This window comes from Caulobacter sp. FWC2 (assembly GCF_002742625.1).
Taxonomy (GTDB): Bacteria; Pseudomonadota; Alphaproteobacteria; order Caulobacterales; family Caulobacteraceae; genus Caulobacter.
In genome coordinates this window covers 4,817,368-4,832,673 of the sequence record NZ_PEBF01000001.1, presented here as the reverse complement: position 1 = coordinate 4,832,673, position 15,306 = coordinate 4,817,368, and the positions used below count along the sequence as shown (strand labels likewise).

The 15,306-nt window shown below is 67.1% G+C and carries 11 protein-coding genes and 1 pseudogene; 6 read left to right on the top strand and 6 right to left on the bottom strand.

What is annotated here, in order from left to right; genetic code table 11:
- Nucleotides 1-78: 78 nt before the first annotated feature.
- The 6 genes and pseudogenes from CSW62_RS22770 to CSW62_RS22745 all read right to left on the bottom strand — a co-directional run bounded on the left by CSW62_RS22770 (nucleotide 79) and on the right by CSW62_RS22745 (nucleotide 7,964).
- Nucleotides 79-351 (bottom strand): SemiSWEET family sugar transporter, encoded by a 273-nt coding sequence (locus CSW62_RS22770; protein ID WP_099581767.1) that lies wholly within the window; start codon nucleotides 349-351, stop codon nucleotides 79-81.
- Entirely contained in the window at nucleotides 351-815 is a 465-nt protein-coding gene (locus tag CSW62_RS22765) for a response regulator (protein WP_099581766.1), read from the bottom strand. Before CSW62_RS22765 ends, CSW62_RS22770 begins: the two co-directional genes overlap by 1 nt.
- A 15-nt stretch (nucleotides 816-830) precedes the next feature.
- A pseudogene (locus tag CSW62_RS22760) lies at nucleotides 831-1,472 on the bottom strand (sensor histidine kinase); the annotation flags it as partial.
- 283 nt (nucleotides 1,473-1,755) lie between these two features.
- Entirely contained in the window at nucleotides 1,756-2,793 is a 1,038-nt protein-coding gene (locus CSW62_RS22755; RefSeq protein WP_099581765.1) for a sulfate ABC transporter substrate-binding protein, read from the bottom strand.
- An 87-nt stretch (nucleotides 2,794-2,880) separates the two neighbouring features.
- Entirely contained in the window at nucleotides 2,881-4,341 is a 1,461-nt protein-coding gene (locus tag CSW62_RS22750) for an OprO/OprP family phosphate-selective porin (RefSeq protein ID WP_099581764.1), read from the bottom strand.
- A gap of 362 nt (nucleotides 4,342-4,703) precedes the next feature.
- Complete coding sequence (locus CSW62_RS22745; RefSeq protein WP_099581763.1) at nucleotides 4,704-7,964, bottom strand: autotransporter domain-containing protein; 3,261 nt, start codon at nucleotides 7,962-7,964, stop codon at nucleotides 4,704-4,706.
- 163 nt (nucleotides 7,965-8,127) lie between these two features.
- On the opposite strand from CSW62_RS22745, the gene CSW62_RS22740 reads away from it, so the two are divergent.
- The 6 genes from CSW62_RS22740 to phoB all read left to right on the top strand — a co-directional run bounded on the left by CSW62_RS22740 (nucleotide 8,128) and on the right by phoB (nucleotide 14,931).
- Complete coding sequence (locus CSW62_RS22740) at nucleotides 8,128-9,540, top strand: cell wall metabolism sensor histidine kinase WalK (protein WP_099581762.1); 1,413 nt, start codon at nucleotides 8,128-8,130, stop codon at nucleotides 9,538-9,540.
- Between the two features lie 344 nt (nucleotides 9,541-9,884).
- Nucleotides 9,885-11,318 carry a phosphate ABC transporter permease subunit PstC gene (pstC, locus tag CSW62_RS22735; protein WP_099581761.1) on the top strand — a complete coding sequence of 478 codons (1,434 nt, stop codon included), beginning with the start codon at nucleotides 9,885-9,887 and terminating at the stop codon, nucleotides 11,316-11,318.
- Nucleotides 11,311-12,609 (top strand): phosphate ABC transporter permease PstA, encoded by a 1,299-nt coding sequence (pstA, locus tag CSW62_RS22730; protein ID WP_099581760.1) that lies wholly within the window; start codon nucleotides 11,311-11,313, stop codon nucleotides 12,607-12,609. The genes pstC and pstA overlap by 8 nt, the downstream gene beginning before the upstream one ends.
- 58 nt (nucleotides 12,610-12,667) lie before the next feature.
- Nucleotides 12,668-13,510 (top strand): phosphate ABC transporter ATP-binding protein PstB, encoded by an 843-nt coding sequence (pstB, locus tag CSW62_RS22725; protein WP_099582423.1) that lies wholly within the window; start codon nucleotides 12,668-12,670, stop codon nucleotides 13,508-13,510.
- Nucleotides 13,511-13,526: 16 nt separating this feature from the next.
- Complete coding sequence (gene phoU, locus CSW62_RS22720) at nucleotides 13,527-14,219, top strand: phosphate signaling complex protein PhoU (RefSeq protein ID WP_099581759.1); 693 nt, start codon at nucleotides 13,527-13,529, stop codon at nucleotides 14,217-14,219.
- 19 nt (nucleotides 14,220-14,238) lie between these two features.
- A complete protein-coding gene (gene phoB, locus CSW62_RS22715) occupies nucleotides 14,239-14,931 on the top strand; it encodes a phosphate regulon transcriptional regulator PhoB (protein ID WP_099581758.1) in 693 nt (230 codons plus the stop codon).
- Nucleotides 14,932-15,306 lie beyond the last annotated feature (375 nt).

The window sequence follows — 15,306 nt, the reverse complement described above, 5'->3', positions numbered from 1 at the left end:
CCCTCAAGCGGATTGAGATGCGGAATTAGGCGGGCCTCGATAGCGGACCCCGTCATCCCTGTCATTAAAAACGGCGCCTCAGGTCTTCGCGTCGAACCGCCATTTCATGGCCAGCACCGCGGCGGACATCAGCAGGCAGGCGGTGTTGGAGGCGATCACCGGCCAGGCCTTGATCAGGATCCCGTAGGTGATCCAGAAGGCGAAGCCCGTCACGGTGACGATGTAGGTGCGCAAGGAAACGGACGAGGCGTCCTTCTCCTTCCAGATCTTGACGATCTGTGGGGCGAAGCTGGTGATCGACAGCAGGGCGGCGGCCGTGCCAACGAAAGCAGCGAGCGGCGAAACGGCCATCAGGCAGTGCGGGGCAGGTTGCCGAGGCCCCAGAGCTGGGCGTAGTCCGGCGCCAGGGTGAGGCCCACCGGGACGGGGCCAGGGGCATGGCCCTCCTGAAGGCAGTAGGTCAGGTACGACAGGGCGGTCCGCACGCCATGCTCGGAATAGGGCTTGCCGATCACGCCGCAGGCCCCGGCGTAGTCTTCGGGCAGGCGCTTGACGTTGGCGGTCATGAACAGGGCCACGCCGCCGCAGTCGCGCGAGATCTTGCGGGCCACCTCGACGCCGGTCGGGCCGTCGCTGAGGTGGACGTCGACGAGGGCGAGGTCGGGGTGGAGCTTCTCGGCGAGGTCTACGGCTTCCTCCGAGCTCATGGCGCAGCCGAGGGAGTGGCAGCCCACCTCCTCGACAAGATATTCGAGTTCGATCGCGAGGAGCATCTCGTCCTCAACGATCAACACATCGAGCGTACGCCCGGTCATACTGAAACCTGTCCTTTAGTGCGTCCCGTTCACGGGCAGCAAAATGACTATTCGTGTGCCAGGATCCGCGTCGGTGGTCTCACTCTTGGCCTTGAGCTGCTGGCAAAGCAGCTGAACAATGGTGAGGCCGAAGCCGGATGGCGTGGTGTCCTTGTCCATTCCAACGCCGTCGTCGGCGATTTCGATCCGGAAATCGCCATTCTCTCGCCGGACGCCCACGAAGATCCGACCGCCGCGACCTGGCGGGAAGCCGTGTCCCAGGGCGTTGGTCAGCAGTTCGTTGACCACCAGGGCGAAGGGGGCGGCCTTGGCGGCGGGGATCTCGACCCGCTCCAGATCCAGCTCGATGCGGACGTCGTCGCGCTGGGCCGAGCCCATCAGGTCGGCGACCATGTCGCGAATGAAGGCCGAGACGTCGAAGCGCTCGACGTCCTCGCTCTGGAACAGGCGACGATGGACCGTGGCGATGGCGTTGACCCGGCCCAGCATGCCGCGCAGCGAGGCCTTAACGGCCGGGTCGGCCACGCGGCGATTTTGCAGCAGCAGCAGGCTGGAGATGAGCTGAAGGTTGTTCTTGACCCGGTGGTCCACCTCGTGGAGCAGGGCGGTCTTCTGCTCCAGCGCCTCGGTCAGCGCGCGGGTGCGTTCCTCGATGATCGCCTCGAGGTCTTCTGGACTGCGGGCCGCGACTTGATCCGTGTCGCGCGCCGGCTCCGGAATGTCTTCCATGTGTAAGGCTTAGCTCCGACCACCCCGTCGACGCTCAACGTACCTGATCGTGTCGCGTTCCCAACATAGCGGTATCGGAAAAGTGAGGCGGCGGAGATCCGATGGCTGGATCCCCGCCGTCGAAGACGCGGCGAGCAGGGGGAGGACAGCCGCCGCGCGGTCCGACGACCTGCCCGCGCTTCCCGGAGCAGGCAGGCTGTCGGAAGAGGCGTTACTTGGGCTGGTAGATCCGGTCAAACACGCCGCCGTCGTTGAAATGCGTGGCCTGGGCCTTCTTCCAGCCGCCGAAGGTGTCGTCGATCGTCACCAGCGGGATCCTCTTGAAGCGCGCCGCGTACTTGGCCGCCACGTCGGCGTTGCGCGGGCGGTAGTAGTTCTTGGCGATCAACTCCTGGGCCAGCGGGCTGTACAGGAAGTTCAGATAGCCCTCGGCGATCGTGCGGGTCTTGTGGCGATCGACGTTCTTGTCAACCACGGCGACCGGCGGCTCGGCCAGGATCGAGAGCGACGGATAGACGATGTCGAACTTGCCGGGCAGTTCGTCCTGGGCGAGGTAGGCCTCGTTCTCCCAGGCCAGCAGTACGTCGCCCAGACCGCGCTGGGTGAAGCTGGTGGTGGCGCCGCGGGCGCCGGTGTCCAGCACCGGCACATGCTCGAACAGGGTCCTGACGAAGGCCTCGGCCTTGGCGGGGTTGCCGCCTGGCTGCTTCAGGGCCCAGGCCCAGGCGGCCAGGTAGTTCCAGCGGGCGCCGCCCGAGGTCTTGGGGTTCGGGGTGATCACGTCGATGCCCGGCTTCACCAGGTCGCCCCAGTCCTTGATCTTCCAGGGATTGCCCTTGCGGACCAGGAACACGATGGTCGAGGTGTAGGGCGTGGAGTTCTGCGGCAGGCGCGATTGCCAGTTGGCCGGTAACAGCCTGGCCTTCGCCGCGATCTCGTCGATGTCATAGGCCAGGGCCAGGGTGACGACGTCGGCCTGCAGGCCGTCGATCACCGAGCGGGCCTGCTTGCCCGAGCCGCCGTGGCTCTGGTTGATCACCAGGGTCTGGCCGACCTTTTCCTTCCAGTACTTGGCGTAGGCCGCGTTGATGTCCTTGTAGAGCTCGCGCGTCGGATCGTAGCTGACGTTCAGCAGCGTGATGGGCTTGGCCTGGGCGAAAGCCGAACCGCCCACGGCGAGGGCTGCGGCGCCCGCGCCGGCGCCGGCCAGAAGACCTCTGCGAGTCGGAGCCTGGGTGAAGTCGCTCATCGAGACGGTCCTTTCTGGAGGTCTTCCAAGGATATGGCCAAGGATATGGGGAGCCGGCGCGGCGCTGAAAACGCCGCGCCGGCCTGATTAGAACGCGTACTGGCTTCGCAGGTTGACGACCTGGTAGTCCTGGCTCAGCGGCACGAGGCCGCCGGCCGGGTCCAGGCGATCGATCGAGACGTCGTAGTAGCTCAGCGAGAACTTGGTCACCGGGTTGGGGAACCAGTTGACGCCGACGGTGGTGATCTTCTGCTCGCCGCCGCGAACGCGGTCGGCGGCCAGAGTGGCCTGCTCGTGATGGTTCAGGTCGGCGACCGAGTAGCGCGCCGCCAGTTCCCAGGCGCCCCACTGGCGCTTCTTCAGGTCGAACGGGTGTTCGATGGACGGGGCGTCGAACGCGAAGTTGTTGACGTTGTAGCGGCGGGCCTCGCCGGTCAGCACCCACGAGCCTTCGACGTACCAGGCCTTGAACTTCGGATCGCTGACGCCGGCGGCCGGGCTGCGGCGGTCGATGGCGATGTCGAAATACTCGCCTTGGATCAGGAAGTTCTTCTTCTGGGCGGCGGCCTCGAAGCCGTAGTGGCGGGCGCCGGTCGAGTCGATCGCGCCGGTGGTGATCAGCTGCGTGCCGTCGACGCGCAGTTCCGGACGGTCGCTGACGGTAACGGGATAGGCGCCGCCGACGGCGGTCTGGGCCGGAGTGACGACCTTGCTGGCGTTGGCGCCGACATGGACCAGCCAGTCGTAGCCCTTGAGTGGCACGAACGCGAAGCGGCCCAGATAGCCGAGCTGCTCGTCGAAGGTCTGCCCGTCGCCGGCCTTGGCGCCGGTGATCGCGCCCGACAGCAGCCAGCGCTCTCGCAGGATTTGGCCCTGCAAAGCGATGCGCTTGTCGGCGCCGGCCAGGCCGCGCGCCAGCTCGGAGCCAGACGGGCGTTCGGCGAAGAGCGAGCCGTTGGTCGAGGCCGCGTCCTCAAGGCCAAGGTTCGGCGCGAAGGCGCCGACGCGGACCTTGAACGGGGCGTAGTTGTACTGGACCCACAGCTCCTGCAGCGTGCCCTGGCCATCCGTGCCGGCGCCGCCGAAGTCGAGCAGGGCGTTGTATTCGAAGTTCTTGTAGAACTTGCCGTCGACGCCGATGCGGGCGCGGCGGAAGTTGGCGCCGCTGTTCAGGTCGCGGGCGTTGCCCAGGACGGCCGGCAGGCCCTTGTCCTGATAGTACTGGGCGGCGTCGAGCTGCATCACCGCGTGGATCGTGGCGCTGAAGGCGCCGTCGCCCGAGGCGATGGTCGGTTTGCCGGCGGCGATGCTGACGGTGGTGGCGCTCTGGGCGGCGCGAACGTCCTTGAGGCTGGCGGCGGTGGCGGCCTTGAGGTCGGCGACCTGCTGGGCCAGCGTGTTCAATTGGGCTTCGAGCGCGGCGATACGGGCCTCGGCCTCGGCCGGCGAGCGCGGCGCGGCGTCCTGGGCGGAGGCGGCGCCGGCGGTGGCCAGCAAGGACGCGCCGGCGATCAGCGCCACGCGAAATGCGTTACAGGTTTTGGTCATCGTGTCTGTCCCCTTTTCGGCGCCGCTGGGCGGGCCGACCTGCCGAGCTAGGGAAGACGATTATTCCTAGCTGCGGAATCGAGATTTAGGAAAACCGGCCGTGAGTTTTTCTGCAGGCGCGGCAAAGTGTCGCGAAATACGCTGCGAATCTTCAGCCTTATCAGACATTTAAATCTGTAAATGTTCCGTTCACGGAAAAAGCCGCCGCGGTTTCCCGCGACGGCTTGCAACATTTTCGCAGAGAAGGGTGAGGGTCCGCTGGACCCTAGAGCCTGTCGTGTTCAGACACGACAGGCTCTAGATTCAAACATTTGGAGCGCGTTTTGGCGGGCGAAACCGCCCACACTTTCGCCCAACGCGCTCTAGAACATCGCTCGGCCGGCGAGGCGCAGGTTGTAGCGCTTCTGCTTCTTGGTGGCTTCGACGCCGCCCTCGATGCCCAGGTAGGACATCGGCGTGCCGGCCCGCAGTGCGAAGCCGGCGGTCAACGCGCCGTCCTTGTCGTTGAGCGCGGCCAGGGTGAAGGGGTTGCCGCCGTTGAAGGCCGCGACCGTGTCGCCGACCGAACCGGCCAGGGTCTGGCGATAGCCGACCCGCACTTCGGGGCGCCACCAGACGTTCTTGCCGAAGTCGGCGCCGACCACCACGCCCAGCTCGCCCGAGAGGTTGCTGGAGGTGCGCTTGGCGACCGTCAGGTCGAAGCCGTCGCCGCCGCCGCTTTCGGCGCGCTTGCCTTCACGCAGCCAGACATAGTCCACGCGGCCTTCCGGGCGCGCGAAGAAGCGGCCGAACTTCTGCTCGTAGGCGACGCCGGCGAAGGCGTTGGCGGTCAGGCCCTTCCAGTCGGCGGTGTTCTTCAGGATCAGATCGGCGACCCCGTCGGCGTTGTCGTCCGGCGAGATGAAGCGGCGGTCGCCCTTGAAGAAGCCATAGCCCAGGCCGCCGCCGGCGTTGAAGCGCCAGCCGTCCACCGAACGACGCCAGTAGGCGCCGGTCTGGATCAACGAGGCGGTGGTCTGCTCGCCGACCTTGGCGACCGTGTCGTGTTCCTCGAGGCTGGTATAGGCCAGGGTCAGGCCCAGCGCGCCGCCGGCGTCGCCCATGGCCTCATAGCCGGCCACGAAGCCGAAGGCCTGGGTGTCCGACCCCAGGGTGTCGCTGGTGTCGCGACGGGTCAGCGAGTTGATCTCCTGCACCCAGACGCTATCGGGGCCATAGCGGTCGCCCGGATCGGGGCGGAACATGGTGGCCTGCGAGATCTGCTGGTTGACCGACTGCAGGGCCGAGAACAGGCCCTCGCCCTGGTCGGGCAGCATCTGGTCGTAGAGGTCGCGGTAGGCGTCTCGCGTCGTCTGATTCAGGAACGTCCCGGCCAGGGCCGAATCCTTGCCCAGCGCCTGGTAGACGGCGTCATAGGCCGAGGTCTCCGACCGGTTCAGGCCGATCTCGGCGGCCGTCTTCTGGCGGACGTCGATATAGACGTTGTTGGTGTCGGCGCGGCTGGTGGCCACGTACATGAACGGCGCCTGGGCCAGCAGGCCGCTGCCGATCGAGCCGACATTGAGGTTGCTGCCCTGGATCACCGTGAAGGTGGTGGGTTGCTTGACCAGGTTGGCCAGGCGGATGCCCAGCTCGGCGCCGGTGGCGATGTTGGTCGCGCCCGACACCACCAGCTTGGTGTTCAGGCCGGCCGCCGGATCGGCGGAGAACAGGATCTTGCCCTTGTCGCCGACCGTCAGGCTGCTGACGTTGATGGTGTCGGTGTTGACGATGCCCAAGCTGCCGTTGGCCACGGCGATGTCGAGCTTGCCGTCGCTATCGGTCAGCTTGCCCAGGGCCACGCCGCCGCCGTCGATCGACAGGCGATCCTGGCCGGCGCCGAACGACATGGCGCCCACCAGGGTGCCGCTCCACAGGTTCAGGGTGTCATTGCCGCCGCCGAACAGCACGTCGCCGATGGTGACCGGCGACAGGGTGGTGCTGGTGGAGTCGGCGCTGGTGACGGTGTCGGTGCTGGGGAAGGTCGTGGTCGAGGCGTAGTCGTTCGGACCCTTCTGGGTGAAGGTCACGCCCGAATTGTTGGCGCGCAGGTCCAACGCGATCGTCTGGCCGGCGGTGGTGACCGTCACGGCCGTGCCGTCGGCCTTGTAGCCGGGCGCCGACAAGGTGGCGCGGATCGAACCGGTGTTGGTGATGGTCTTCAGTGTGCCGGCCTGGTCGAGGACGGCCACGGCGTCGCCGGTCTCGCCGGTGCGCGTGGCGACCAGGGCGCCGCTGTTGTTGATGGCGGTGGTGTTGGAGCCGGCGCTCAGCACCACGGCCCGCGCCGTGGCGGTGACGCCCGAGCTGGCGTACGAGGACGCGGTGGCCGTGATCGAGCCGCGGTTCAGGATCTCACCGACGCTGGCGCCGGAATTCAGGATCAGGCCTGTGGAGTCGGCCTCATAGGTCGTGGCCGTGACGGTGCCGTCGTTACGCAGGCCGTTGGTCAGGGTGGTGGTCTTGCCGCCGCCCGCGCCGATCGAGACGCCCGTGGCGGTGACGCCGTTATAGACGCCGGCCGCGGCGATCGCGCCCTTGGCGACCAGGCCATAGGCCAGGTCGCCGGCGCCGACCGCGCCCAGTGTGACGTTCTGGGTCGCCGAACCGATTTGCAGCGCCGGCGCCGCGCCGAAGGCGCTGATGCTGGACGAGCCGGTGCTGCTGGAGGTGATGGTCGTCGTGACGGTGTTGCCGTCCGTGCCGACCTTGGACGAGTAGTTGGAGCCTTGCAGCAGCACGCCGCCGGTAACGTCGCCGGCGATGCGGACGGCCGCGCCGCCCTGCAGCAAATCGTCGGCGTCCAGCTTGCCCAGCGCGTCGGTCGTCGTCGGGCGCGAGGTGTAGCGATAGCCGGTTGCGGAGACGCTGCCTTGCAGGCTCACCGCGCCGGTGATGTTCGAGTCGAGCGCCACGCCGACGGAGTTGGCGCCCTGGACGTTGGACGTGCCGCCGATGGTCACCTTGCCGGTGACCGGCGCGGCGATCCGCACGCCGTAGCTGTTGTCGCCGACCACGCCCAGCGAGCCCAGGTGGGTGACGTTACCCAGCACAGGACCTTCCAGCAGGATGCCGGCCGAGTTGTTGCCCTCGATCGTGATCGTGCTGGTGGCGTCGTTGATGATGTCGCCGGTGAAGGTCCCGGCGTTGGTCAGGCGGATGCCGAAGCGATTATTGCCCTGGGCGAAGGCGCCGTCGATGTCGCCATCCGAATCGGTGTCGGTCGCCGTGTAGTCCTCGTCCAAGGTTATCGCGAGCGAGTTGGTCAGCGCGCCCGTCTTGCCGCCTATCACCAGCACGCCGACGCTGTCGTTGACGCCCGTGGTCTGCAAGGTGCCGGCGTTGACGACCTTATTGTTGCTGTCCAGCGTGACGATCGCGCCCGCCGTGGTCGGCTTGATCGAGCCGTCGGCGGTGATCCGGACGTCGTCGGCGGTCGTCGCGCCAGCAGCTGTGCTGGTGGCGATCGGCGTCGTCCGCGCGGTGGTGACCGTGGTTTCGGCCAAAGCGGCGAAACCCATGGCCAAGAGAGGAGCGGCCGCGACCGTCGCGACCAGGACCTTGCGCTGCATTACGAACGACACCCCATAGAAACCGGCGCCACTAATTCATGTCATGATGCGGCGAAATTGCGGTGAGTCCCGCTCGCGACACGTACTAAGGCGCCAACCGTCTATCGCATGGCATGGCGGGGCGCCATATCTGGATCGACGAATCGCCTCTCGCTTGAACCGAAGAGTCTTCCTCATGCCGCTGGCGCAGACGCCCCCGGACGGACAACCTAGCGGCTCGCTGCGTGTCTTCTGGCCCGTAATTGTCGGTCCGTTGGCCATACTGGGCCTGGCCTTCGCGGGCGTCGCCCAGCCCGGGCCGGCGGTGCTGGCGTCGGCGGTGACGGCCTTGGCCGGGTTCATGATGTTGCGCAGACTGGGCCGGGTCCTGGATTTGCCGGCCTCCGGAGTGGCGCAGTCGCTCACCGCCGCCGAGGACGCGCCGCCGTTCGCCGCCATCCTCGACCGCCTGCCTGATCCCTTGATGGTCATCGCCGCCGAAGAGGCCGACGACCTGACCGGCCGCCGCTTCCTGTTCGCCAACGCCGCCGCGCGCGAGCTGTTCAAGATCCAGCCCCAGGGCGGGCTGCTGGTCACGGCTGTGCGCAATCCGCGCGTGCTGGAGGCCGTGGACGAGGCGCTGTTCGGCGGCATCGAGGGCGTGGTGGAGTTCGAGACCGGCGGGACCCAGGGACGGTCCTGGCTGGCCTATGCCCGGCCGTTGCGCGAGACCGGCGGTCGCTCGCGGCTTGCCCTTCTGGCTCTGCGCGACGAGACGGACGCCCGCCGCAGCGAACGCACGCGCGCCGACTTCCTGGCCAACGCCAGTCACGAGCTGCGCACGCCGCTGGCCTCTCTGTCTGGCTTCATCGAGACCCTGCGCGGTCACGCCAAGGACGATCCGGGCGCCCGCGACAAGTTCCTGGGGATCATGCTGGCCCAGGCCGAGCGGATGTCGCGCCTGATCGACGACCTGATGAGCCTGTCGCGGATTGAGCTGAACGAGCACATCGCGCCGCTGGGCCGAGTCGACCTGGCCATGGCCGCCGTCGACGTGATCGACGCCCTGGCGCCTCAGGCCCGCGACAAGGAGGTCGCCTTCGATCCCATCTTGCCGCCGCGCGGCGGCGCGGTGGTCGACGGTGATCGCGACCAGATCATCCAGGTGATCCAGAACCTGGTCGACAACGCCATCAAATATACGCCCAGGGGCGGGACCGTGCGGGTCGAGATCTTCCCCGGCCTGTCCGCCGAGGCCGCCGCGGCCGCGCGTGATCCGGCCGCCGCGCGAATGTCGCTGCTGACCCCCGACCACGACATGGTCGAGCGCTACGCCGTAATGCGGGTCACCGACCGGGGTCCCGGCTTGGCGCGCGAGCACCTGCCGCGCCTGACCGAGCGCTTCTACAGGGTGGAGGGCCAGAAGAGCGGCGACCGCTCGGGCACGGGCCTGGGCCTGGCGATCGTCAAGCACATCATGAACCGCCACCGGGGCGGGCTGACCGTCGAGAGCGTCCAGGGCGAAGGGGCTACCTTCGGGGTCTATCTGCCGATGGCCAAGGCGGGCGCCGCGCCGTCGCCCTCGCCGATCGTGACCGCCGAGGCTTGAATTCTAGACTCAAGTAATTCCCGCCACGCGGCTGAATAAAGCGACGCGGGTCGGTCCGCGCTTCCGACAGCTCAGGTCCGCAGCCCAGGTCGTCGCGGCCAAGCGTTTGAATTCATCTAGAAAATGGCGACCGCTCCCGGGTTGGCGAATGGTCGCGACCAGCCGCGAAGCGGCGTTGGGCGGCGTTCCAGCCGAAGAGTCACGCGCCGCGGGCCGAGCGTTGTCGTCAAACTGTCATACATCTGTCGCATAAGCTCCGCGCCTGTCCGGCATAGACCGGGTCGGGGGAAGGCGCGCGATCCTGCGGAGCCTTCGACACACTTCGCGCAAGATTAGCCTCACGCATGCTGACCTGGCTCTCGCTTATCGTCCTGGCGCTCTTCTCCGGCTTGGCTTTCGCCGCCGGGCGTCGTCGCGCCGTGGCCGCCGCCGGAGGCCGCGCTCGCGTCCTCCACTCCCTGCCGGACTACTACGGGACCTACGCGGCCCTGTGGGCCGGCATTCCCGCCGCGCTTCTGCTGCTGCTGGGGACGGCCTTCGGGGGTCGCGTCGAGGACGCGATGCTGAAGACCACCCGCCCGGCGGCCGTCTCGGCCCTGGACCCGGACCGTCAGAACGTCTTCTTCAGCGACGCCCACGCCATCGCCGCCAAGCAGGCGCCGTCGGAAGTCGCCTATGAAGGCGACCTGAAGGTCGCGCTGGACGCCAAGGTCGCCGAGGCCAAGCGCATCGAGACCATCCTGAACGTCGGCATGCTGGCCGGCGCCGGCGTGCTGGCCCTGGCCGGCTTCCTGCTGGCCTTCCCGCGCATCAACGCCGACTTCCGCGCCCGCAACCGGGTGGAGGGCTGGACCAGCATCCTGCTGATCGGCTGCTCGGTCGCCGCCGTCCTGACCACCCTGGGCATCGTGCTCTCTCTGGTCTGGGAAAGCTGGCGCTTCTTCCAGAGCGTCAATCCGCTGTCGTTCCTGTTCGGCACCGAGTGGAGCCCGCAGATCGCCATGCGGGCTGACCAGGTCGCCTCGGCGGGCGCCTTCGGGGCCGTGCCGCTGTTCGCCGGCACCTTCCTGATCATGTTCATCGCCATGCTGGTGGCGGCCCCGGTCGGCCTCTACTCGGCGATCTACCTCTCGGAATACGCCAGCCGCACCGTCCGCGGCGTGGTCAAGCCGCTGCTGGAGATCCTGGCCGGCGTCCCGACCGTGGTCTACGGCTTCTTCGCCGCCCTGACGGTGGGCCCTCTGTTCCGCGCCGGCATCAACGCCATCGGCGCGGCCCTGCCGCCCGGCCCGCTGGCCACCTACCTTATGGAAGTCCAAAACCAGATGGCCCTGGTGGCCGGGGTGGTGATGGGGATCATGCTGATCCCGTTCGTCTCCTCGCTGTCGGACGACATCATCAACGCCGTGCCGCAATCCCTGCGCGACGGCAGCTATGCGATGGGCGCCACCAAGTCGGAGACGGTCAAGAAGGTCGTCCTGCCGGCCGCCTTGCCGGGCATCATGGCGGCCATGCTGCTGGCGATGTCGCGCGCCGTCGGCGAGACCATGATCGTGACCATGGCCGCCGGCCTGCAGGCCAAGATGACCGTCAACCCGCTCGACACCGTGACCACGGTCACCGTCCAGATCGTCACCTTGCTGACCGGCGACCAGGAATTCGACAGCCCGAAAACGCTGTCGGCCTTCGGCCTGGGCCTCACCCTGTTCGTGGTGACGCTCTGCCTGAACATCATCGCCCTGCGCATCGTCCAGAAGTACCGGGAACAATATGACTGACGCGACCCTCGGCGCGGCCGCCCCGCGCTCCGCCGCCTCGACAGCCATGGAAGCCCGGCTGAAGAAGCGCCATGCCGCCGAACGCACCTTCAAGGCCCAGGGCCTGACCGCGATCATCGTCGCGCTGGTGTTCCTGGTCGTGCTGGTCGGCCGCATCGTGGCCCAGGGCTACACGACGTTCGAAACCCACACGCTCAGCGTGCCGGTCTATCTGAACCCGGATCGTATCGACCGCTCGGACCTTTCCGGCGTCAACTACGACTACATCGTCGCCGAGGCGATGATGAAGAAGCTGGGCGTGCAGGACGACGACCTGGGCACCACCTCCAGCAAGGTCCAGGACCTGCTGTCGCGCGATTTCGGCTTCCAGTTGCTGAACATGCTGAAGGCCGACCAGTCGCTGATCGGCAAGACGGTCACCGTCACCGGCCCGCTGAAGGCCGACGCCGACCTCTACTTCAAGGGCGAGATCAAGCGCACGACCACCGAGGGCGACCGCAAGCTGGACAACCAACAGCTGGACTGGCTGGACAAGCTCGAGAAGGACGGCTCGGTTAAGTCGGGCTTCAACTTCGCCTTCTTCACCCACTCCGACTCGACCGAGCCTGAACAGGCCGGCGTGCTGGGCGCGGTGGTCGGCTCGGCCATGATGCTGATCATCACCGCCCTGATCGCCGTGCCGGTCGGCGTGATGGCCGCGACCTACCTGGAAGAGTTCGCTCCGAAGAACCGCTGGACGGACATCATCGAGGTCAACATCAACAACCTCGCGGCCGTGCCGTCGATCGTCTACGGCCTGCTGGGCCTGGCCCTGTTCATCAACTGGCTGCACGTTCCGCGGTCCTCGCCGCTGGTCGGCGGCCTGGTGCTGGCCCTGATGGCCCTGCCGACCGTGATCATCGCCACCCGCTCGGCCCTGAAGGCCGTGCCGCCCTCGATCCGCGAAGCCGCGCTCGGCGTCGGCGCGTCGAAGACCCAGACGGTCTTCCACCACGTGCTGCCGCTGGCCATGCCCGGCGTGATGACCGGCGCCATCCTGTCGCTGGCCCACGCCCTGGGCGAGACAGCCCCGCTGCTGATGATCGGCATGGTCTCGTTCGTGCCCGGCGTGCCGGAAGGCTTCACCGGCGCGGCCACCGTGCTGCCCGTCCAGGTGTTCATCTGGGAGAACGCTTCCGAGCGGGCCTTCCATGAACGCACGGCCGCCGCCATCATCGTCCTTCTCGTCTTCATGATCGTCATGAACGCCGCGGCCGTCATCCTGCGCCGTCGCTTCGAACGCCGCTGGTAGGTTTCACATGACCCTGATCCTGAACCTCAACGCTTCGCCCCTTCTCCGTGGACACGCCATGACCGTCCAAAGCCCCGACGACTCCGCCCGCTCGCCGGTGATCCAAACCAGCGTCCCGCAAGCCCAGGCCGCCGGCCCGGTCGGCGAGGCCAAGATCAAGGCGCGCGACGTCAAGGTCTTCTACGGCGACAAGCAGGCGCTGTTCGATGTGAACATCGACATCCCGGCCAAGTCGGTCACCGCCTTCATCGGCCCGTCGGGCTGCGGCAAGTCGACCTTCCTGCGCTGCATCAACCGCATGAACGACACGATCCCCTCGGCCCGCGTCGAAGGCGTGATCGAGATCGACGGTTCGGACGTCAACGCCAAGAGCGTCGATCCGGTGGTCCTGCGCTCGCGCGTCGGCATGGTGTTCCAGAAGCCGAACCCCTTCCCGAAGACCATCTTCGAGAACGTCGCCTACGGCCCGCGCATCCACGGCCTGGCCACCGGCAAGGCCGAGCTGGAAGTCATCGTCGAGAGCAGCCTGAAGAAGGCCGGTCTCTGGAACGAGGTCGCCGACCGTCTGCACCAACCTGGCACGGGTTTGTCGGGTGGCCAGCAGCAGCGTCTGGTCATCGCGCGCGCGATCGCCGTGTCGCCTGAAGTGATCCTGATGGACGAGCCCTGTTCGGCCCTCGACCCGATCGCCACCGCCAAGATCGAGGAACTGATCGACGAGCTGCGCAGCCAGTTCTGCATCGTCATCGTCACCCACTCGATGGCCCAGGCCGCCCGCGTCTCGCAACGCACGGCCTTCTTCCACCTCGGCAAGCTGGTCGAGAGCGGCCCGACCGAGGAGATGTTCACCAATCCTCGCGACAGCCGCACGCAGGACTACATCACCGGCCGCTTCGGCTAAGCGGGGGGATCAAGAGATGACCGAACATACCGTCAAGTCGTACGGCGAAGAACTGGCCCACCTCACGGCCGAGGTCACCCGCATGGGCGGCCTCGTCGAATCCCAGGTGGCCGACTGCATCGTCGCCATCGCCCGCCGCGACGGGCCGCTGGCCCAGGCCGTGGTCGCCGGCGACGAGCGCCTGGACATCCTCCAGGCCGAGATCGAGCGCAAGGCCTTCAAGCTGATCGCCCTGCGCCAGCCGATGGCCGTGGACCTGCGCCACGCCGTCGCCGCCCTGAAGATCTCGATGAGCCTCGAGCGCTGCGGCGACATGGCCAAGAACATCGGCAAGCGCGCGATGATCCTGACCGAAGCCGACCCGATGACCGCCCTGACCCGCTCGATCGAGCGCATGGGCAAGCTGGTGCAGAGCCGCCTGAAGGATGTCCTGGACGCCTACACGACCTCGGACCTGCAGCGCGCCATCGGCGTGTGGAGCCGCGACGAGGAAGTCGACGAGCACTACAACTCGATCTTCCGCGAACTGCTCACCTACATGATGGGCGACCCGCGCACGATCAACGCCTGCGCCCACCTGCTGTTCGTGGCCAAGAACCTCGAGCGCATCGGTGACCACGCCACCAACATCGCCGAAATCATCCACTTCGAGCTGACGGGCGACGAGCTGATCTCGCAACGTCCGAAGCTGGACGTGCTCTCGCAATAATACCTAGAGGCGGCCCGAAGTGACTCCGTACGTTCTGGTGGTCGAGGACGAAGACGCCCTGGCCACGCTGCTGCACTACAACCTCGACAAGGAAGGCTATCGCGTCGGCGTGGCCGGAGATGGCGAGGAAGCCCTGATCATGGCCAATGAGCGGGCCCCGGACCTGGTCATCCTCGACTGGATGCTGCCCAAGGTCTCGGGCATCGAGGTTTGCCGTCGGCTGCGCGGCCGGTCGGAAACCCGCAATGTGCCGATCATCATGCTGACGGCGCGTGGCGAGGAAAGCGATCGCATCCGCGGCCTCGACACCGGCGCCGACGACTATGTGGTCAAGCCGTTCTCGATGGTCGAGCTGACCGCCCGCGTCCGCGCGGTGCTGCGCCGCATCCGTCCGGGCCTGGCCGACGACCGCATCACGGTCGGCGACATCATCATCGACCGGGTCGCCCACCGCGTGAAGCGGAACGGCAAGGAGATCCACCTCGGCCCGACCGAGTTCCGCCTGCTCGACTATCTGATGCAGCATCCGGGCCGGGTGTTCAGCCGCGAACAGCTGCTGGACGCCGTCTGGGGCTCGGACGTCTATGTCGAGGCCCGCACCGTCGACGTCCATATCGGCCGCCTGCGCAAGGCGCTGAACGGCACGGCGGACGGCGACCCGATCCGCACGGTCCGTTCGGCGGGCTACTCGCTGGATCTGGACGCGGCCTGACGGTTCATCCTCACCGTCGCCTGACATCAAGAGACCAAATGACCGCGCGCCGTACCCTCGGCGCGCGGTTTTCATTTTTGCGCGGGCCGCGCCTGACGCCTCGCCCGGGCGGCCATGAGTGCGCAACGACGTCACGACTTCCCCAGAAGGTGGTGAGGCAGAATGTCGCTACCCTGTGGGTTGCCTGATTCATGACCCATTAACGAGGCGCGACCGACCCTGAGAGAGTAATCGTCTCAGGTCCTTGGCGTATCCAGCCCGGTCGAAAAGGTCGTGCTTAATGAACCGTGTGTAAGTTCTCTTAGGTCTACCGCGTCATTACCGCGCGCTTTGGGCGTCAAGTGAGCGGAGGCGCCATTCTAAATCTCGATGAGC